The organism is Corynebacterium sp. HMSC074E01, assembly GCF_001808885.1.
Taxonomy (GTDB): domain Bacteria; phylum Actinomycetota; class Actinomycetes; order Mycobacteriales; family Mycobacteriaceae; genus Corynebacterium.
The window spans coordinates 1-16,331 of sequence record NZ_KV794853.1 but is presented as its reverse complement, the minus strand read 5'-3'; the positions used below and the strand labels follow the sequence as shown (position 1 = coordinate 16,331).

Sequence of the window (16,331 nt, the reverse complement as noted above, 5' to 3'; positions counted from 1 at the left end):
ACGGAGTACCGGGGATGCTCTTCACCTATGTATTAGGCGGAAGAATTCGCTACGTTACTTGAACGGGAAGCCGAGCTCGCGCAGGAGCTTGCGGCCCTCTTCGTCGTTGGTAGCGGAGGTCACGACGGTGATGTCCATACCACGCGGGCGGTCCACCTTGTCGATGTCGATCTCGTAGAACATGGTCTGCTCGCTGAGGCCAAAGGTGTAGTTGCCGTGGCCGTCGAACTGCTGGTCGGAGAGACCGCGGAAGTCGCGAATACGCGGCAGCGCGATGGTCAGCAGGCGGTCCAGGAACTCCCACATGCGGTCGCCGCGCAGGGTAACGCGCGCACCGATGGGCATGCCCTCACGGAGCTTGAAGTTAGCGATGGACTTCTTAGCGCGACGCACCTGCGGCTTCTGGCCGGTGATAGCGGTAAGGTCCTCGAGAGCACCGTTGATCATCTTGGAGTCGCGGGCAGCGTCGCCCACACCCATGTTGACAACAACCTTGGTGACGCCCGGAATCTGCATCACGTTCTCGTACTTGAACTCTTCGTTCAGAGCCTTCTTGATTTCCTCGCGGTAGCGGGTCTTCAGACGCGGAGTGTAATTCTCGCTCATGTTAGATGTCCTTCCCGTTGCTACGTGCGATGCGGACCTTCTTGCCGTTTTCGTCGAAACGGTAGCCCACGCGGGTCGGGTTGCCCTCGGAGTCAACGATCGCAACGTTGGACACGTGGATCGGAGCTTCCTGGGTCACGATTCCGCCGGACTCGGCGCCACGCTCGGTAGCGGAGTTAGCAACGTGCTTCTTGACGCGATTGACGCCCTCAACGAGGACCTTGTCGCGCTTCGGGTATGCCTCGATGACCTTGCCCTTCGCGCCCTTGTCCGGGCCCGAAATGACGATCACCATATCGCCCTTATGAATCTTCATAAGACTAGATCACCTCCGGTGCGAGAGAAACGATCTTCATGAAGCGCTTGTCACGAAGTTCGCGAGCAACCGGGCCGAAGATGCGAGTACCGCGCGGCTCGTTGTCACCCTTGAGAATAACTGCGGCGTTTTCATCGAATGCGATGTAGGAGCCGTCCGGACGACGGGTCTCCTTCTTGGCGCGTACGATGACGGCCTTGACGATGTCGCCTTCCTTTACGTTGCCACCCGGGATGGCTTCCTTGACAGTGGCGACGACGATGTCACCAATGCCAGCGAAACGTCGAACGGAGCCGCCGAGAACGCGGATGACGAGAATCTCTCGTGCACCGGAGTTGTCGGCGACGCGCAGACGCGATTCTTGCTGAATCACTATGGGTCTCCTGACCTGGATTAACGTGCGTCAAGATTTCCGTCCTTGACACACCTGGTCTACTTGCTTACGTGGCACAGGCTGTGCGACGAACTCGCTGTTCACAGCGGTCGAAGGGTCTCGGTGCGGCGATTCGGAAACGCATCGCACTGCACCGACCGGCCATATGCAACCCATACATTCAAGCATGACCTTGGCCATTTCCCCAAATCGCGCGCTGCACCACTTCCCTGGCCCACGACACTTCTCATCCCCTCAAACCCAAATGTGCAGACCTCAAAGTGCAGAGGCGCTGGTGGCGTCGTGAAGCGCACGCGCAGTGCTTGGCGACGACCAGCAGGTCTGCACTTCCAGGTCTGCACTTGTGGAAGCGGCGGACGGGCCCTAGGCCTTGTCCACTGAAGCGCCCCTAGGCCTTGGAGGCTGATGCGGCAGGTGCTGCATCAACAGGTTCCGGTTTCGGGTCCACGGTGAGAAGTGCCTCGCCGAAGGAGATCTCCTCGCCCGTGGCAAAGGCCGGCAAGACCGGGCCCGTCTTCTTCGAGTTGGACACGACGACCGGCGTGGTCACCGGGTAGTCGGCCGCCTTGATGGCCTCGATGTCGAACTCACAGAGAAGCTCGCCGGCCTTCACCTCATCGCCCTTAGACACGTGCGAGGTGAAGTGCTCGCCCTTCAGGTTCACGGTATCGAAGCCGATGTGCATGAGGATGTCCACGTTGTTGCCGTCGGCATCCTTGCCGCGCACGGCATAAGCATGCTTGGAGGGGAAGGTGACGGTCACCTTGCCGTCAATCGGGGAGACGAGGCGCCCCTCGGTCGGCTCGACGGCCGCGCCCGCGCCCAGCTTGCCGGCGGCAAACATCGGGTCCGAGACCGATTCCAAGGCAATAGCTTTTCCAGCCAGCGGGGAGGCCACGCGGAAGGCGTTCGGGTCGGCGGTGGCGGCAGGCACCGCCCCACCTACGCCAGTGCCGGCAGCACCGGCCTCATCGGGGTCGATGGAACCATTCTTGGCAATCAGGTAGCGGCCATAACCAAAGGCCACGCCGAAAGCGAGGATCAAAGAGGTAAAAGCGCAGATGAAGAACTGCGTGTAATCCTCAGGACGCATGGAGACGAAGCCGATGAAGCCGGCGGCGCCGAGGGCGGTTGCTTTGACGTCGAAAAGCGCAATGAGCGTCGCGGCAATCGCGGAGGCACCCATGCCGATGTAGAACGGCCAGCGCAGTCGCAGGTTCACACCGAAGATGGCGGGCTCGGTAATACCGAAGAGTGCGGAGACACCCGAAGCACCGGACAGGCCCTTGAGCTTCTCAGAACGGGCAAGGAAGTAAACCGCCAGGGCCACACCGCCCTGGGCAATATTGGCCACGGAAGCCACCGCGAAGATGAAGGAGCCGCCCTCGTTCCACAGCATGGTCTCGATCGGCGGGAAGGATTGGTGCAGGCCCGTGATCACAATGGGCGAGTAGAACAGACCAAAGATGAAGCCGCCCACCGGGCCGGCGAAGGTGTAGAGGTCATTCAGGCCAGCACCCAGCATGTCGCCAGCGGTACGCAGCACCGGGCCCACCGCAATAAAGGTGATAAAGCCCGTCACCAGCAACGTCAGCAGCGGGGTAAGCAGGAAGTCCACCGTGCCCTTGAGGTGCTTGTGCAGGAATTTCTCTATCGTGGCAAGAATCCAGGCAATGACCAGAATCGGCAGGATGGAACCTTGGTAGCCGGCTTGGGCCACGTCGAGGCCGAAGATGTTCCAGTAGGTCATCTCCCCTGCCTCGATGGTCGCGGCCACCTGGTAACCATTGACCAGGTCCGGCATCACCATGGCCATGGCCATGCCGGCGCCGAGGAACTCGTTACCACCGAAGCGTTTGGTGGCAGTAAAGCCCACCAAAATAGGCAAGAACGCAAACGGCGCGGAGGCCAAGAGGTTAATAAGCCCGGCAACATCGGCCATAGCCGGGAACATCTCAATAACGGACTGCTCACCGAACAGGCCGTTGACGGTCAGCACGTTGTTGAGCGCCATGAGCAGACCGCCGCCGACCAGAATCGGGATGAGCGGCACGAAGATATCCGCGAGGACCTTCACCGCGCGGGAGAACCAGTTGCCGGAATCCGCGGCAATGTCCTTGAGCTTGTCGGTGGAGACCGCGATGTCCTTGGTGGTTATTTTGTTGAGCTGGTCAAAGACGATGTTGACATCGCCCGGGCCGACGATGACCTGGAACATGCCGCCGGCCTCAAAGATACCCTTGAGATCCGGATCGTTTTCCAGCGCGGCCTTGTCGACCTTCTTGCTGTCTTTCAGCACCATGCGCAGGCGGGTGGCGCAGTGCGCCAGCGCCACGATGTTGTCCTCGCCGCCGATGGCTGAGAGTATTCGCGCCGCAACCTGTGAGTGATCCATTCCGGCGTGCCTCCTCGGAGAGTGAGATGAACTAAATAGCGTCACCTCTTATTAGACACGCTGCCCAACATAAAGCCAAGTAATCGGGCGCAAATATAGGAGAGTTCACACCCTAACGGGCCTCCCAGCCGTTCCAACGAGCATCGCTGGCGCCAAAGACTGCCGACGCCCCCGCAATCCGCCCATCGCCCGCGAAGACCTCCACCGCGCAGCCATCCGCGATGAGCTCCACAGAACCCGCCGGGCACGGCACGACGCGCTCATCCTCACCAGAGCTCAGCCGCAACTCTCTCCCGCCGTAAGTGACGCGGAAGGCCTCGGCCCCGGAGTCGTCGACAAGCACGTACGTCCCCTCACCGGCCGTCAGCGTGGCTACCGAACCGAACCCCTCTCGCGCCGACTCCGCGGGCACTGAAGGAAGGGACCACAACGGCGCCTGGCGCAACCAGCCATCCTCCAGCCACACGCGCCGCGGCAGGGTCAGCGTGTGGACCCAGCCCTGGGCAACCGTCGGGGTGTCATCCTGCGCGGGCAACCCCATCCACCCGAGCATGATGGCCTCGCCATCCTTTTCCACCAGCTGTGGCGCATAAAACTGGTGGCCATAGTCCAGCTCGCTAAAACCTCGCTCCACGTGGAAGACCGTGCCCTCCAGACGGCCCACGAGGTAGCCGCACTGATCGGAGGAGGCGTAGTGCGTGGTGTCGTCGGCAAGCGCAGGCTCAAGACCTTGCGGGCAGATGACCAGGACGTCCTTGTCCTCCCCCGTCGCGCGGTCACGCATAGTGACGAGGTTGGGACATTCCCACATGTAGCCGCCCGGCACCAGGTCGGGGCTCAGGCCCGGCTCAGCGCCCGAGGTGTCAAAGGTGAGCGCACCTTGGAAGGACCACTGCGCCAGATCCTTAGAACGGTAGAGCACCACGTGCCCCGTTTCATCCTCCGCCTGGGCGCCGAGCACCATGCGCCAGCCGTCCTTGTCACGGGCGATCTGGGGATCGCGGTAATGCCCCGTGAAGCCCTCCGCGGGCCCATTGATGAGTGGGTTCGCGGGATCGTGCTCGTACACGCCGCCTTCTGGACCACCCGCATCTACGGCACGGACGCGGTTCTGCGAGGGAATCCGCGCGCCGTCGCGCTTCAGGTTGCCGGTATAAAACAGCCAGACATCTTCACCGTCGACCACCGCACCGCCCGAGTAGCAACCGTGGGCGTCGTGCTCACGGATGGGGTACAGCGCGTCCGGGTAGTGCCGCCACGGCTTCGCCTCGCTCAAGGAAGCCACGGCATGTCCCCAGCCCGTCTGCTTCGCTGCGTGCGGGAAGCAGGGGTCGTGCTGATAATAAACGTGCAGGTTGTCGCCGTCGATGAAAACTCCGTTGGGGTCATTGAGGCGGCCGGAGGGCGGAGAGAGGTGGAAAAGCGGACGGTAGTTCATGCTCTCGATAGTATGGGTTCCATGGACATTATGGTGTGTGGCGAAGGCCTCGTTGACCTCGTTCCGCGGGAGCACGGGCAGCTGGCGGACTTAACACCGGCGTTGGGCGGCGGTCCCTTCAACGTGGCGGTTGCGGCGGGGCGTTTGGGCGCTAGCGTGGGATTTCAGTCTCGGCTCTCGCGGGATGCTTTCGGGCAAGCGCTCATGGAGCGCCTTAGTGAGGAGGGCGTGGATACCTCGCTCGTGCAGCGGGGCGAGGAACCCACGACGCTGGCGGTCTGCAACATCGGCGAGGACGGCTCGGCCACCTATTCCTTCTACACGGAGGGCACGGCGGACCGCCTGGTAGAGCCTGTGCTTGCCGACGTCCCCTGGACCTGCTTCGGCACCGTCTCCTTGGCCCTAGAGCCCGGTGCTTCCCGTTATGCCGCGCTGCTGAAGGAGCTCGCCGCGAAGGGCACCAAGGTGGCGTTGGATCCCAACATTCGCCCCTTCTTCGCCACGCCGGAACATCGCGAATTCTTGCTATCGCTGCTGCCGCACGTCACGCTGCTGAAACTCAGCAAGGAAGAAGTTGAGTTCCTGGGTGAAGACGCGCTGACACAGGTGCCTGTGGTCGTAACCGCGCGCGGCGCGGAGGGGCTCAGTGTGCGCACAGATTCGGTATCGGTGCAGGTCCCGCCGGTCACGGTAGAGGTAGCGGACACCATCGGCGCCGGTGACACGGTGATGGCCGCGCTGCTCAGCCAATTGGTGGAGCGGGATATCAACGCTTTGGGCGCCGAGGAGTGGCGGGAGATCCTGCACTTTGCGGCGACGGCCGCAGCCATGACGGTCTCCCGCACGGGCGCGCAGTCGCCCACGTTCTCTGAGGTGGAGGAACGCTTATGAAATACCCCCTGCGCGCCGGCATACTGCACGGCCTACTTTTCGTACTGGTGGGCGTGGCCTTTATCCTGCCGGTGCTCTTCGGTAGCGCGGCACTACTACCGGTGCCGCTGGCGGCGTGGGCCTCGGTATTGCTTTCCGCACTCGCGCTTGTCGACGCCTCCTACCACGCCTTCTCCCCCTCCCAGCGCCCCACCCGCGGTTTGCGCGCGCTTTCTGCTGTTGGGGGCGTTGCACTCATCAGCGGCTGGCTGGTGTGGCTGCGGATCTACAACACCATCGACTTGGTCAGCGCTATGCCCTATCGCATCGGCACCTTCCTTCTCGCAGTAGGTGCGGTGCTCAGTGCGTTTTGCCTCGCTATCGCGTTGACGCACCGGGGTGAGCGCTAGCTACTCGGCCGCCTCATGCTGAAGTGTTGCGGCTCTAACGGCTGCGCCGCGCTATTGGACCTCGTCGGGAGTATAATCCACGCGCAGCCCACCCATCGGAACACTCACATCGCTTTGCCACCAGCCGCGGTCGGGTTCAAAGGGCAGTGTGACGTGCTTGCCTTCGTAGCCCGCCCACGCGCCCTTTTCAAGGAGCCCAATGCATTCCTTGCCCGCGTAGGTTATCGTCTCGCGTTTCGGGCTGCCGCTCTTGAAGCCACTCAGCGTGGTGGGCGCGTCTAAGGCCAAGACCCAGACCTCTTCCGACGCGTATTCGGGCAAGACAATGCCTGGCTCACCGCCGTCGAGATCGCCTGCCTCAGCCTTGTACACCGTGCCCGAGACGGTGGAGGGGACATCGGCAGGATTGCCCTCGCCGCGGACGCGATCCTTCCGATACACGCACTTTTCGATGCCGCTGGCGGCGGAGTTCCCTGCGCCGTCTTTAGCTGCGTCTTGTGCATGGGATGGCTTCGGGCCTGAATCAGCAGCCCCAGGTCTATAGCCCGCTGGCAGCGTCGGGTTGGGCCCGGCAGCTTCAGTGCTCGGCTGCGGCTGCGCGTCCGATTCCGGTTCGGCCTGCGTAGTTGAAACGTCCGCGGCAGATTCCACAGCCGGGGCGTCGGCAGCAACGGGGGCAGTCTCCTCCGCGGCACAACCGACGAGGGCTGCCATGGAGGAAGCGCAGGCAAGGGTTAGCAAAGAACGAGAGAACGCGGACATAAGGAGAATGACCTTTCAAGAGATGAACGGCCTTACCCTAACACGTTCCCGCAGCTTAATCCGCATACCTGGAGACCGCTCCCCTGTCAGGCTGTTGTCTGTAGCGTGTCGGATGTGGGAGCGAAGAGCGCATGAAAAATGGCCCCCACGGTCACCGTGGGGGCCACTGCTATCGAGGAGAGCTAGATTTTACTTAGCCTTCTCAACGATCTCGACGAGACGGAAGTGCTTGTCCTTGGACAGCGGGCGAGTCTCGGCGATGAGAACGCGGTCGCCGATGCCGGCGGTCTCGTTCTCGTCGTGCGCCTTAACCTTCTTGTTAGTGCGCATAATCTTGCCGTAGAGGGCGTGCTGCTTGCGGTCCTCGAGCTCGACAACGATGGTCTTATTCATCTTGTCGGAGACAACGATGCCGGTGCGGGTCTTGCGAGCGCCCTTTTCCTTCTTAGTGTTCACGTTTGCCTCACTCATGATTAAGCCTCAGCTCCCGGAGCAACGGACAGGCCCAGCTCACGCTCGCGCAGAACGGTGTAGATGCGGGCGATGTCGCGCTTAACCGTGCCGATGCGGCGGTTGTTGGTCAGCTGGCCGGTGGCCTTCTGGAAACGAAGGTTGAAGAGCTCTTCCTTCGCATCCTTCAGGCGGTTTTCCAGCTCAGCGTTGTCGAGCTCACGGAACTCGTGGGCGGGGGTACCGGTAGCCATTAGAACTGGTCCTCCTTCTTGATGATGCGGACCTTGCACGGAAGCTTCTGGCCGGCGCGGCGCAGAGCCTCGATGGCGGTAGCTTCGTTCGGGTAGGTCATCTCGAAGAGGATGCGGCCCGGCTTAACGTTGGCAACCCACTTCTCGACGGGACCCTTACCGGAACCCATACGCACGCCGAGCGGCTTCTGGGTCAGCGGACGGTCCGGGAAGATGTTGATCCACACCTTGCCACCACGCTTGACGTGGCGGTTGATGGCAATACGTGCGGCCTCAATCTGGCGGTTGGTGATGTACGCCGGCTCGAGAGCCTGGATGGCGTAGTCACCGAAGTTGATGCGGTTACCGCCCTTGGACACACCCGAGCGGTTCGGGCGGTGCTGGCGACGGTACTTGACGCGCTTAGGAATCAGCATGGATTAGCCCTCCTGCTTCTGCTGTGCGCGCTGGCGACGCTGGCCACCACGACGCGGACGACCGTTGCGGTCACCGCGGCCACGGCCCTGCGCCGGAGCGTTCAGTTCGGACTCGCGGACGCCACCGACAACGTCACCCTTGTAGATCCACACCTTGATGCCGATGCGGCCGAAGGTGGTGTGGGCCTCTGCGGTGCCGTAATCGATTTCGGCGCGAAGGGTGTGCAGCGGAACGCGACCCTCGTGGTAGCGCTCGGTGCGGGACATCTCAGCACCGCCCAGGCGACCAGACAGGAGGATCTTAATACCCTTGACCTGCGGCTGGCGCATAGCGGACTGGATGGCCTTGCGCATTGCGCGGCGGAAAGCCACGCGGTTAACCAGCTGCTCAGCGACAGACTGTGCAACCAGGGTTGCGTTGGCGTCGACCTGCTTGACCTCGAGGATGTTGAGAGCAACCATCTTGCCGGTGAGCTTCTCCAGCTCGCGGCGGATACGGTCAGCCTCAGCGCCGCGGCGGCCAATCACGATGCCCGGGCGGGCGGTGTGAATGTCCACGCGGACGCGGTCGCGGGTGCGCTCGATGACGACGTCGGCGATGCCGGCGCGGTCGAGGCCCTTCTCCAGGTACTCGCGGATCTTGATGTCTTCGGCTACGTAGTTTGCGTAGTCCTTATCGGCGTACCAGTGGGTCTTCCAGTCGGAAGTGATGCCCAAACGTAGGCCGTGAGGATGGATCTTCTGGCCCATTACTTGGCCCCTTCCTTCTGGCTCTCGACAACCACGGTGATGTGGCTGGTGCGCTTACGAATCATGAATGCGCGGCCCTGTGCGCGCGGCTGGAAACGACGCATGGTCGGACCCTCGTTGGCATAAGCCTCGGAGATGACCAGGGTGCGCGGATCCAGGCCGAAGTTGTTCTCAGCGTTGGCAGCTGCGGATGCAACAACCTTGGCAACCGGCTCAGCGGCGCCCTGCGGAGCGTACTTCAGGATTGCAAGTGCCTCGGCTACGGACTTACCGCGGACCAGGTCGATGACGCGGCGTGCCTTCATCGGGGTAACGCGGACGTAGCGAGCCGTTGCGGATGCGGAGGTGATGGTGTCACTCATCGCTTATCGACGTCCCTTCTTGTCGTCCTTGACGTGACCCTTAAAGGTCTTGGTGGGTGCGAACTCACCGAGCTTGTGACCAACCATGGAGTCCTCAACGAACACCGGCACATGCTTGCGGCCGTCGTGGACGGCGAAGGTGTGACCGATGAAGTCGGGCAGGATGGTGGAACGGCGAGACCAGGTCTTAATGACCTGCTTGGTGCCGGCCTCGTTCTGAGCATCAACCTTGTTGAGGAGGTGCTCATCGACGAACGGGCCCTTCTTAAGGCTGCGTGGCATTGTTTACCTCCTCTTAGCGCTTCTTGTTCGGGCGACGACGGCGCACGATCATGTTGTTCGAGTAACGGTTCGGGTTGCGGGTGCGGCCTTCCTTGTGGCCCCACGGCGACACCGGGTGGCGACCACCCGAGGTCTTACCCTCACCACCACCGTGCGGGTGGTCAACCGGGTTCATAACGACACCGCGGACGGTCGGGCGGACGCCCTTCCAGCGCATACGGCCGGCCTTGCCCCAGCGGATGTTCATCTGGTCGGCGTTGCCAACCTCACCGACGGTGGCGCGGCAACGGATGTCGACGCGACGGATCTCGGAGGACGGCATACGCAGGATGGCGTACTTGCCTTCCTTACCCAGCAGCTGGATGGAAGCACCAGCGGAGCGGGCCAGCTTAGCGCCAGCGCCCGGCTTGAGCTCCACAGCGTGGATGGTGGTACCAGTCGGGATATTGCGCAGCGGCAGGTTGTTGCCAACCTTGATATCTGCGTTCGGACCAGCCTCAACGATGGTGCCCTGCTTCAGGCCCTTCGGGGCGATGATGTAGCGCTTCTCGCCGTCTGCGTAGTGCAGCAGAGCGATGTTAGCGGTACGGTTCGGGTCGTACTCGATGTGAGCAACCTTTGCAGGGATGCCGTCCTTGTCGGTACGACGGAAGTCGATCAGACGGTAACGGCGCTTGTGGCCACCGCCGATGTGGCGGGTGGTGATGCGGCCGTAGTTGTTACGACCACCAGTCTTGCTCAGCGGGCGCAGCAGGGACTTCTCCGGGGTCGAGCGAGTGATTTCCTCGAACTCGGACACGGAGGATGCGCGGCGACCCGGAGTTGTCGGCTTGTACTTACGAATAGCCATAATTCTTCCTTTTCCTTTCGGCTCTTCGGTGGGGCTTAAGCGCCTGCGCCGAAGACGTCGATGGAGTCGCTGCCTTCACGGAGCGTCACGTAGGCGCGCTTGGTGGACTTACGCTGACCGAAGCCGGTGCGGGTGCGCTTGCGCTTGCCTGCACGGTTCACGGTGTTCACGGAAGCAACCTTCACGCCGAAGATCTGCTCGACGGCATCTTTAATCTGGGTCTTGTTGGAGTCCGTGGAGACGTAGAACGTGTAGACGTTCTGCTCCATCAGGCCGTAGGACTTCTCGGACACAACCGGTGCGATGATGACGTCGCGCGGGTTAGCGAGCTTAGCCATTACTTCTCCTCCTTAGCTTCCTCGGCGGCGCCGGTAGCGCGCTCGACGAAGGTGTGCAGAGCCTCAACGGAGAACACAACGTCATCCGAGTAGAGGACGTCGTAGGTGTTCAGCTGGCCGGCGTCCAGGATCTGGACGTTCGGCAGGTTGTTGGCGCTGCGGCGAGCATTGATGTCCTCGCGGCCGATGACCAGAAGAACATTCTTGCGGTCGGTGAGGCGCTCGATGAAAGCCTTGGCCTGCTTGGTGGACGGGGTCTGGCCCGGGACGAGCTCCTCGATGACGTGGATGCGCTCGTTACGTGCACGGTCAGACAGTGCGCCGTAGAGAGCAGCCTTGATCATGCGCTTCGGGGTGCGCTGGGAGTAGTCACGCGGGACCGGGCCGTGCACGGTGCCACCACCGGTGTAGTGCGGCGCACGGATGGAGCCCTGGCGGGCGCGGCCGGTGCCCTTCTGGCGGAACGGCTTGCGACCACCGCCGCGGACCTCGCCGCGAGTCTTGGTCTTGTGGGTACCCTGACGAGCAGCAGCGAGCTGTGCGTTGACAACCTGGTGCATCAGAGCAATGGATGCCTCGGTGTCAAAGAGCTCGGCCGGCAACTCAACGGTGCCGTTGGTCTTACCGTCAGCGGTCTGGACGTCTAGCTTGAGGTTGCTCATGCGTGTGCACCGCCCTTCACTGCGGTCTTAACGGTGACGAGGCCACCGCGCGCACCCGGGATAGCACCCTTGATGAGCAGCAGGTTGGACTCGGCATCAATCTTCTGAATCTTCAGGTTCTGGGTGGTCACGCGGTCCTGGCCCATGCGGCCAGCCATGCGCTTACCCTTGAAGACGCGGCCCGGGAACGAAGCGCCACCAATGCCACCAACGCGGCGGTGAGCAGCCTGGTTACCGTGGGCAGCGCCCTGGCCTGCGAAGCCGTGGCGCTTCATGGCGCCAGCGTAGCCGTGACCCTTGGTGGTGCCGGTGACGTCAACGAAGGTAACGCCCTCGAAGATGTCCACCTTGACCTCCTGGCCGACCTCGTATGCAGAGGTATCGTCCATGCGGATCTCAGCGACGTAACGGCGCGGGGTCACGCCAGCCTTCTTGAAGTGACCAGCGGCCGGCTTGTTGGCCTTGCGCGGGTCCTTCTCGCCGAAGGCAATCTGGATGGCGTTGTAGCCATCGGTTTCCTTGGTACGGATCTGGGTAACCACGCACGGGCCAGCCTCGACGACGGTCACCGGCACAACGCGGTTCTCCTCGTCGAAGACCTGGGTCATGCCGAGCTTGGTGCCCAGAATTCCCTTGATCTCGTTTTCACTCATTGTTTGTTCTCCACCAAATACGTTGTGTCGATCGCTTACTGGATATTCACGTCGACGCTTGCCGGAAGGTCGATGCGCATGAGGGCGTCAACGGTCTTCGGGGTCGGGTCGAGAATGTCGATGAGGCGCTTGTGAGTGCGCATCTCGAAGTGCTCGCGAGAGTCCTTGTACTTGTGCGGAGAACGAATAACGGCGTATACGTTCTTCTCGGTTGGGAGCGGCACCGGGCCGACAACACGAGCACCCGTACGGGTAACGGTCTCGACGATCTTCTTAGCAGAAGCGTCGATGGCCTCGTGGTCGTAGGCCTTCAGCCGAATGCGGATTTTTTGTCCCGCCACGCTTATCCTCTTCCTCGCTTCCCCACTTTCACATTCCCGGCGTATCCGGGGCGTGAAGCGGTGGGAAATTGCTTCTCGATTTCTCTATAACGTTGTCCGGGCTGGAAGCCATGGCTCAACGCCAGTTGTCTGACTGTCATGACGACCACGAGAGTGACTTAAGGCAAAAGCCCAGAGTGCAGTGCTCGTGACGGGGTACAAGACCCGTAGTCAAAGTAAATAGGAAGAAGACTGGGGCGTTAGATCTCAATGATCCGCAACCAAAGTCTTATTCATATACTGCCGCTGTTTATTTGCCATGCCCCTTCTCCGGTCCATCTTCTCGGGATTGTCTCTGCTCAAGCGCGGACCTAGCCCGATCGGATGACCTTCGCGTGCGGTTCTAGAAGAGCCCCACAACAAAGGTGTCATGTTCGCCTTACCAGCAACAACGCCCTACAAGCTGGAGCCTGCGGCTACGTCGCTGTGTTAAAGCAACCCCTGTATTTAAGCACGTAACCTCGCGTTTTCCAAACTTATGAAGAAACAGTGGGTAACATCACGTTTTGGCCAAGGATCAGCTCCCCGCCGCCCCGCGCTCCGCGTTCGCGGTTAAGCTCGTGACGTAGATACCGACATAAATCAACTACACAGTGAGAGGGATCCATCATGGCTGAAAACACCACCCCCAAGGACGTCGCCGAGCAGACCGCCACGGCTGCCGACACCACCCCGGAGCGCAACAAGAACCTGGAGACCGATTTCGGCACCACCCGTATTGATGACGTTGTCGTCTCTAAAATTGCCGGCATCGCCGCCCGTGAGGTCTCCGGTGTCGCTGCCCTCGGCGGCGGTGGCGCCCGCATGATGGGCTCCATCCGCGAGTCCTTCGGTGCCTCCGAGGACGTCCGCCAGGGTGTCAGCGTCGAGGTCAATAACGGCACCGCCTCCATCGAGATCGCCATCATCGCCGAGTACGGCGTGGCCATCCACGAACTTGCCGAGGCTATTCGCCGCAACATCATGAATGCGGTCGAGCGCATGACCGGCCTGTCCGTCGACCGCGTTGACGTCGTCGTCCACGACGTCAAGCTGCCGCGCGAAGAAGACGAGTCCACCGAGGCAGCCCCGGCGGTTACCCAGGGCCAGGCATAACGTGACCTCTGCTGAGCTCACCCTCCCCATTGCCACGTCCATAGCGGCGGCGGTGACGGATCTAAGGGGCGTCGCCAAGCTCTCGCCCGGCCGGTTCGGGGAGGTCGCACTGCTCTTTCCTGGTGAGCGCGTGCACGGCATCCGCCGCCCTAACCCGCAAGATGACACGCACCTGGAGCTGCACATCGTCGTTGATGTCAGCGCAGGTGTTCCACTCGCCGAGCTTGGCGACGTCACCCGCACCACCGTCCGCACCACCTGGCCCGCGGTGCGCCGCGTCGACGTGGTCTTCGACGACGCGGTCTAGAAGGAACCGACATACAGAACTAAAGGAAAACCATGAAGAACTACACCTCCCTCGGCGTGATCGCTGGCTTGGTTCTGGCCTTTTTCATCTACCTCGGCGTGTGGTACGTCGCGCTCGCGGTGCTCCTCGCCGCGGTGGGCGGCGTCATCGGCGCGCATTTCGACGGCCGCATTGACCTCACCGCGGTGTGGAAGGGCGTGGTCGGCCAGGATAGAGGCCGAGGCTAGTGAGCACCGCCAAGCACGGCCGCACCCGCTTTTCCCTGCGCGCGATGGAGAAGGTCATTAGCTCCGCCATCGCGAGCGTGCCGGGAACCGCGGCTGTCGACGCCAAGTTAGCCGGCCTCGCCGGCCGCGCCTTCCCGCGCGTGATGGCGCAAATGGATCCGGATACGCAGATGGTGGCGGTCGATGTCGACATTGCTGTCTACTGGCCCTCCCCCGTCACCGAGGTTGCGAAGGCGGTGCGCGCAGCAATCCAGGAGGCTGTCCGCGATTTCACGGGCTTTCGCACCACTCGCGTCAACGTGACGGTGGGCGGCGCGGTCCCAGGCGAGCGCACAACCGCGCTGGCTGTTGAGACACGCACGCCGCTGTCGGCGCAGATTCCGGCGATTGTTCCGGAGCGTGCCTTGAAGCCGGTGGACGTGAGTCAGCACGCCGCGGTGCGTCAGGTGTCAACCCCTGTGCCGGTCCCGGTGCGCGGGGTGAGTGTGCCGGAGGCGGTGCGGGTGAGGGGCGTCGGCAAGCCTGCGGACGTTAAGGTACGCACGGAAGGTTTCGGCCCTGGCGAGAATCGCTACGAGGAGCTGCGCCCCATTCACACGGCCGAACCGCAGCCGCTGCGCGCGGTTACCGAGCCCGCGCCGGTGCAGGTTCGCTCGGTGCCGGCGCCACGGGAGTTCGCGCTGCGCCACGTCGAAGCACCCCGCCCGGTTGAGCCGCGCGGCGTGGAGCTTCCGCCCGCTGCTCCCCTACGCGTCCCGCATGCCACGCCGCTTCAGCTTCGCCCGATTACGATTCGGCCCTCGGCCGAATTCACCCGCCGGATAGACGTCCCGCGTCCGGTGCCGCTGCGCGCCATCACCATCCGCGAAGGAGGCCATCATGAGTGAGAAGTCGCTGCCCGCTGGCTTTGGCCAACGCCCGAAAGCCTCCCCGCCGGCACGCGGCTGGACCATCATCGTGGGCATCTTGCTGCTCGCGGCCGCCGTGGTCGTGGGGCGTGAGGCCTGGGTGATTGGTGCCAATGAGGGCGGAACCTCGTGGCTGCAGCCGTTCATCGACGTGATGTCCTCGCCGGAGATTCACACATGGATGCTCGTGGCCGGGGGCGTGGCGATCGTCGTCGGGCTGATTCTGTTGTGGGCGGCGTGTGCTCCGCGGAAGACAACGCACGTGCGGATTGGCTCCGAGGATGCGTCGATGTGGCTGCGCGCGGTGGATATTGCGCGGGTGGCGTCGGCAACAGCGCGTCGGGTGCCGGGGACCACGGCGGCGCGGAGTCGGGCGAAGATTACTAAGGAGCGCTCCCGTATTACGGTGACGGCCACGGGCGATGCTGATGATGCGCAGCTCAAGGAGCGCGTGTCTGAAGCGGTGACGGCGGCGCTGGCGGCCATCACTCCGGCTCCGGAGGTTACCGTGGTGATTGAGAATGAACAGGAGGATATCGCCAATGTCTAAGACGCTTGCGGGTGTGGACCGCGCGATACTTGCGGTGTTAGGAATCCTGCTCATAGCTTTGGGCGTGTGGCCGATTCTCATTCACTTCGACGTGCCCTTCGCAACGTACTTGGCCACGTGGGTGGACCACGACACGTGGGCTGGATTGCCAGAGCAGTCCTGGTGGCCCTTTGCGCTGGGCTTGGCGACGATCATCTGTGCCCTCACCGGCCTGTGGCTCGTGATTAGCAACCTGCGGCACCATCGGTTTAACTCGGTGCCCTCGGAGGAGTCGAATGAGGAGGGCGCGATTAAGACGGAGATGTCCGCGATTGCGGGGGCGGTAGCGGATACGCTCGGTGAGGTCGAGGGCGTGGAGAAGGTCGCGCGGTTGGTGGCTTATGACCGCTCGCGGCCGACGCTGCAGTATGAGGTACTGGCGGATCCCGATACCCCACTGCTGCGCATCAAGGATGCCATTGAAGTCAATGACCGTGATTTCCGCGCGGCCTTCCCGGACGTGGATGTTGATACGCGGTACAAGGTTCATTTCACGAAGGTCCGCAACGCGGTCGCATAGGATTCTTTACTGCTCAGTGGCCGCCGCTGAGCTGGCTGTTTATTCTTCCGGTTGCGGGGTTGCGGGTGCTGTTTTAGTCTCTGTGCCCATGGGGGAT

General features: G+C 62.4%; 25 protein-coding genes. 8 read left to right on the top strand and 17 right to left on the bottom strand.

Going from position 1 to position 16,331, the window contains the following annotated elements:
- Positions 1 to 54: 54 nt before the first annotated feature.
- The 5 genes from rplE to HMPREF2537_RS08550 all read right to left on the bottom strand — a co-directional run bounded on the left by rplE (position 55) and on the right by HMPREF2537_RS08550 (position 5,149).
- Positions 55 to 606: a 50S ribosomal protein L5 gene (gene rplE, locus HMPREF2537_RS08570; RefSeq protein WP_010189579.1), complete on the bottom strand. Its 552-nt coding sequence runs from the start codon at positions 604 to 606 to the stop codon at positions 55 to 57.
- 1 nt (position 607) lies between these two features.
- A complete protein-coding gene (rplX, locus tag HMPREF2537_RS08565; RefSeq protein WP_005527724.1) occupies positions 608 to 922 on the bottom strand; it encodes a 50S ribosomal protein L24 in 315 nt (104 codons plus the stop codon).
- A 4-nt stretch (positions 923 to 926) separates the two neighbouring features.
- Entirely contained in the window at positions 927 to 1,295 is a 369-nt protein-coding gene (gene rplN / locus HMPREF2537_RS08560) for a 50S ribosomal protein L14 (protein ID WP_070527799.1), read from the bottom strand.
- 409 nt (positions 1,296 to 1,704) lie between these two features.
- Positions 1,705 to 3,711, bottom strand: a complete 2,007-nt coding sequence (locus tag HMPREF2537_RS08555) for a sucrose-specific PTS transporter subunit IIBC (RefSeq protein ID WP_070527795.1) — start codon at positions 3,709 to 3,711, stop codon at positions 1,705 to 1,707.
- A gap of 112 nt (positions 3,712 to 3,823) precedes the next feature.
- The gene (locus HMPREF2537_RS08550) at positions 3,824 to 5,149 is read right to left on the bottom strand and encodes a glycoside hydrolase family 32 protein (protein WP_070527792.1); all 1,326 of its coding nucleotides are present in this window, start codon (positions 5,147 to 5,149) and stop codon (positions 3,824 to 3,826) included.
- Between the two features lie 21 nt (positions 5,150 to 5,170).
- Between HMPREF2537_RS08550 and HMPREF2537_RS08545 the strand changes: the two genes are divergently transcribed.
- On the top strand, positions 5,171 to 6,040 hold the full coding sequence (locus tag HMPREF2537_RS08545) for a carbohydrate kinase family protein (protein WP_070528181.1): 870 nt from the start codon (positions 5,171 to 5,173) through the stop codon (positions 6,038 to 6,040).
- Complete coding sequence (locus HMPREF2537_RS08540) at positions 6,037 to 6,429, top strand: hypothetical protein (protein ID WP_070527789.1); 393 nt, start codon at positions 6,037 to 6,039, stop codon at positions 6,427 to 6,429. The genes HMPREF2537_RS08545 and HMPREF2537_RS08540 overlap by 4 nt, the downstream gene beginning before the upstream one ends.
- Positions 6,430 to 6,480: 51 nt before the next feature.
- Here HMPREF2537_RS08540 and HMPREF2537_RS08535 read toward each other — a convergent pair whose 3' ends face one another.
- The 12 genes from HMPREF2537_RS08535 to rpsJ form a co-directional block, all read right to left on the bottom strand.
- A complete protein-coding gene (locus HMPREF2537_RS08535) occupies positions 6,481 to 7,191 on the bottom strand; it encodes a hypothetical protein (protein ID WP_070527785.1) in 711 nt (236 codons plus the stop codon).
- 189 nt (positions 7,192 to 7,380) lie between these two features.
- A complete protein-coding gene (rpsQ, locus tag HMPREF2537_RS08530) occupies positions 7,381 to 7,662 on the bottom strand; it encodes a 30S ribosomal protein S17 (protein WP_010189641.1) in 282 nt (93 codons plus the stop codon).
- 2 nt (positions 7,663 to 7,664) lie between these two features.
- On the bottom strand, positions 7,665 to 7,895 hold the full coding sequence (gene rpmC / locus HMPREF2537_RS08525) for a 50S ribosomal protein L29 (protein WP_010189642.1): 231 nt from the start codon (positions 7,893 to 7,895) through the stop codon (positions 7,665 to 7,667).
- Positions 7,895 to 8,311 carry a 50S ribosomal protein L16 gene (rplP, locus tag HMPREF2537_RS08520; protein ID WP_070527782.1) on the bottom strand — a complete coding sequence of 139 codons (417 nt, stop codon included), beginning with the start codon at positions 8,309 to 8,311 and terminating at the stop codon, positions 7,895 to 7,897. The genes rpmC and rplP overlap by 1 nt, the downstream gene beginning before the upstream one ends.
- 3 nt (positions 8,312 to 8,314) lie before the next feature.
- Positions 8,315 to 9,061: a 30S ribosomal protein S3 gene (gene rpsC, locus HMPREF2537_RS08515; protein WP_010189644.1), complete on the bottom strand. Its 747-nt coding sequence runs from the start codon at positions 9,059 to 9,061 to the stop codon at positions 8,315 to 8,317.
- Positions 9,061 to 9,423: a 50S ribosomal protein L22 gene (gene rplV, locus HMPREF2537_RS08510; protein ID WP_010189645.1), complete on the bottom strand. Its 363-nt coding sequence runs from the start codon at positions 9,421 to 9,423 to the stop codon at positions 9,061 to 9,063. Before rplV ends, rpsC begins: the two co-directional genes overlap by 1 nt.
- 3 nt (positions 9,424 to 9,426) lie before the next feature.
- Positions 9,427 to 9,705, bottom strand: a complete 279-nt coding sequence (rpsS, locus tag HMPREF2537_RS08505) for a 30S ribosomal protein S19 (RefSeq protein ID WP_010189646.1) — start codon at positions 9,703 to 9,705, stop codon at positions 9,427 to 9,429.
- Between the two features lie 13 nt (positions 9,706 to 9,718).
- Positions 9,719 to 10,555 (bottom strand): 50S ribosomal protein L2, encoded by an 837-nt coding sequence (gene rplB, locus HMPREF2537_RS08500; protein ID WP_010189648.1) that lies wholly within the window; start codon positions 10,553 to 10,555, stop codon positions 9,719 to 9,721.
- Between the two features lie 35 nt (positions 10,556 to 10,590).
- Complete coding sequence (gene rplW, locus HMPREF2537_RS08495) at positions 10,591 to 10,893, bottom strand: 50S ribosomal protein L23 (RefSeq protein ID WP_046648478.1); 303 nt, start codon at positions 10,891 to 10,893, stop codon at positions 10,591 to 10,593.
- Positions 10,893 to 11,555, bottom strand: coding sequence for a 50S ribosomal protein L4 (rplD, locus tag HMPREF2537_RS08490; protein ID WP_010189650.1), 663 nt, complete (start codon positions 11,553 to 11,555; stop codon positions 10,893 to 10,895). Before rplD ends, rplW begins: the two co-directional genes overlap by 1 nt.
- A complete protein-coding gene (gene rplC / locus HMPREF2537_RS08485; protein WP_070521756.1) occupies positions 11,552 to 12,208 on the bottom strand; it encodes a 50S ribosomal protein L3 in 657 nt (218 codons plus the stop codon). The genes rplD and rplC overlap by 4 nt, the downstream gene beginning before the upstream one ends.
- A gap of 35 nt (positions 12,209 to 12,243) precedes the next feature.
- On the bottom strand, positions 12,244 to 12,549 hold the full coding sequence (gene rpsJ / locus HMPREF2537_RS08480; protein WP_003848085.1) for a 30S ribosomal protein S10: 306 nt from the start codon (positions 12,547 to 12,549) through the stop codon (positions 12,244 to 12,246).
- Positions 12,550 to 13,197: 648 nt separating this feature from the next.
- Between rpsJ and HMPREF2537_RS08475 the strand changes: the two genes are divergently transcribed.
- From HMPREF2537_RS08475 to HMPREF2537_RS08450, 6 genes are read left to right on the top strand one after another with little or no spacing between them, the layout of a single operon-like run.
- The gene (locus tag HMPREF2537_RS08475; RefSeq protein ID WP_070527779.1) at positions 13,198 to 13,683 is read left to right on the top strand and encodes an Asp23/Gls24 family envelope stress response protein; all 486 of its coding nucleotides are present in this window, start codon (positions 13,198 to 13,200) and stop codon (positions 13,681 to 13,683) included.
- 1 nt (position 13,684) lies between these two features.
- Positions 13,685 to 13,990: a hypothetical protein gene (locus tag HMPREF2537_RS08470; protein WP_070527776.1), complete on the top strand. Its 306-nt coding sequence runs from the start codon at positions 13,685 to 13,687 to the stop codon at positions 13,988 to 13,990.
- A gap of 32 nt (positions 13,991 to 14,022) precedes the next feature.
- Complete coding sequence (locus HMPREF2537_RS08465) at positions 14,023 to 14,217, top strand: hypothetical protein (RefSeq protein ID WP_010189668.1); 195 nt, start codon at positions 14,023 to 14,025, stop codon at positions 14,215 to 14,217.
- Positions 14,217 to 15,104 carry an Asp23/Gls24 family envelope stress response protein gene (locus tag HMPREF2537_RS08460; RefSeq protein WP_246818773.1) on the top strand — a complete coding sequence of 296 codons (888 nt, stop codon included), beginning with the start codon at positions 14,217 to 14,219 and terminating at the stop codon, positions 15,102 to 15,104. The genes HMPREF2537_RS08465 and HMPREF2537_RS08460 overlap by 1 nt, the downstream gene beginning before the upstream one ends.
- Complete coding sequence (locus HMPREF2537_RS08455) at positions 15,097 to 15,675, top strand: DUF6286 domain-containing protein (RefSeq protein WP_070527773.1); 579 nt, start codon at positions 15,097 to 15,099, stop codon at positions 15,673 to 15,675. Before HMPREF2537_RS08460 ends, HMPREF2537_RS08455 begins: the two co-directional genes overlap by 8 nt.
- Positions 15,668 to 16,234, top strand: coding sequence for an Asp23/Gls24 family envelope stress response protein (locus HMPREF2537_RS08450; RefSeq protein WP_070527770.1), 567 nt, complete (start codon positions 15,668 to 15,670; stop codon positions 16,232 to 16,234). The genes HMPREF2537_RS08455 and HMPREF2537_RS08450 overlap by 8 nt, the downstream gene beginning before the upstream one ends.
- The last annotated feature ends 97 nt before the right edge of the window (positions 16,235 to 16,331 follow it).

Bases quoted from the DNA above. Each gene is read 5' to 3' on its own strand.
- rplE (WP_010189579.1), bottom strand. From the start codon at position 606: ATGAGCGAGAATTACACTCCGCGTCTGAAGACCCGCTACCGCGAGGAA.
- rplX (WP_005527724.1), bottom strand. From the start codon at position 922: ATGAAGATTCATAAGGGCGATATGGTGATCGTCATTTCGGGCCCGGAC.
- HMPREF2537_RS08555 (WP_070527795.1), bottom strand. From the start codon at position 3,711: ATGGATCACTCACAGGTTGCGGCGCGAATACTCTCAGCCATCGGCGGC.
- HMPREF2537_RS08550 (WP_070527792.1), bottom strand. From the start codon at position 5,149: ATGAACTACCGTCCGCTTTTCCACCTCTCTCCGCCCTCCGGCCGCCTC.
- HMPREF2537_RS08545 (WP_070528181.1), top strand. From the start codon at position 5,171: ATGGACATTATGGTGTGTGGCGAAGGCCTCGTTGACCTCGTTCCGCGG.
- HMPREF2537_RS08540 (WP_070527789.1), top strand. From the start codon at position 6,037: ATGAAATACCCCCTGCGCGCCGGCATACTGCACGGCCTACTTTTCGTA.
- HMPREF2537_RS08535 (WP_070527785.1), bottom strand. From the start codon at position 7,191: ATGTCCGCGTTCTCTCGTTCTTTGCTAACCCTTGCCTGCGCTTCCTCC.
- rpsQ (WP_010189641.1), bottom strand. From the start codon at position 7,662: ATGAGTGAGGCAAACGTGAACACTAAGAAGGAAAAGGGCGCTCGCAAG.
- rpmC (WP_010189642.1), bottom strand. From the start codon at position 7,895: ATGGCTACCGGTACCCCCGCCCACGAGTTCCGTGAGCTCGACAACGCT.
- rplP (WP_070527782.1), bottom strand. From the start codon at position 8,311: ATGCTGATTCCTAAGCGCGTCAAGTACCGTCGCCAGCACCGCCCGAAC.
- rpsC (WP_010189644.1), bottom strand. From the start codon at position 9,061: ATGGGCCAGAAGATCCATCCTCACGGCCTACGTTTGGGCATCACTTCC.
- rplV (WP_010189645.1), bottom strand. From the start codon at position 9,423: ATGAGTGACACCATCACCTCCGCATCCGCAACGGCTCGCTACGTCCGC.
- rpsS (WP_010189646.1), bottom strand. From the start codon at position 9,705: ATGCCACGCAGCCTTAAGAAGGGCCCGTTCGTCGATGAGCACCTCCTC.
- rplB (WP_010189648.1), bottom strand. From the start codon at position 10,555: ATGGCTATTCGTAAGTACAAGCCGACAACTCCGGGTCGCCGCGCATCC.
- rplW (WP_046648478.1), bottom strand. From the start codon at position 10,893: ATGGCTAAGCTCGCTAACCCGCGCGACGTCATCATCGCACCGGTTGTG.
- rplD (WP_010189650.1), bottom strand. From the start codon at position 11,555: ATGAGCAACCTCAAGCTAGACGTCCAGACCGCTGACGGTAAGACCAAC.
- rplC (WP_070521756.1), bottom strand. From the start codon at position 12,208: ATGAGTGAAAACGAGATCAAGGGAATTCTGGGCACCAAGCTCGGCATG.
- HMPREF2537_RS08475 (WP_070527779.1), top strand. From the start codon at position 13,198: ATGGCTGAAAACACCACCCCCAAGGACGTCGCCGAGCAGACCGCCACG.
- HMPREF2537_RS08465 (WP_010189668.1), top strand. From the start codon at position 14,023: ATGAAGAACTACACCTCCCTCGGCGTGATCGCTGGCTTGGTTCTGGCC.
- HMPREF2537_RS08455 (WP_070527773.1), top strand. From the start codon at position 15,097: ATGAGTGAGAAGTCGCTGCCCGCTGGCTTTGGCCAACGCCCGAAAGCC.
- HMPREF2537_RS08450 (WP_070527770.1), top strand. From the start codon at position 15,668: ATGTCTAAGACGCTTGCGGGTGTGGACCGCGCGATACTTGCGGTGTTA.